General features: G+C 72.4%; 1 pseudogene. It reads right to left on the bottom strand.

Features of this window, described 5'->3' with window-relative positions:
* A pseudogene (locus ACFHWU_RS29660) lies at positions 1-221 on the bottom strand (hypothetical protein); the annotation flags it as partial.

Below are 221 nucleotides of genomic sequence, written 5' to 3'. Positions count from 1 at the left end.
GCCGACCGGGCCACGCGGCACGAATACGGCCTCTCCCGCCTCCCGGTACGGCCCGAAGTCGACGTCGTCGCGTTCCCCGGCCGGCGCGACCAGACCATCGACCAGGACCGCGTCCCGACGGGCCTGGTCACGGACCCGCTCGTACAGCGGGGTCAACACCTCGTCCACCAACGGTTCCACCTCCTCCCGGTAGCGCTCCACGGTCGTCGAGCCGCAGCCGA

It is taken from the genome of Micromonospora sp. LOL_015, from assembly GCF_048060275.1.
Lineage (GTDB): Bacteria > Actinomycetota > Actinomycetes > Mycobacteriales > Micromonosporaceae > Micromonospora_E.
This window is presented reverse-complemented; position numbering and strand designations above follow the sequence as displayed.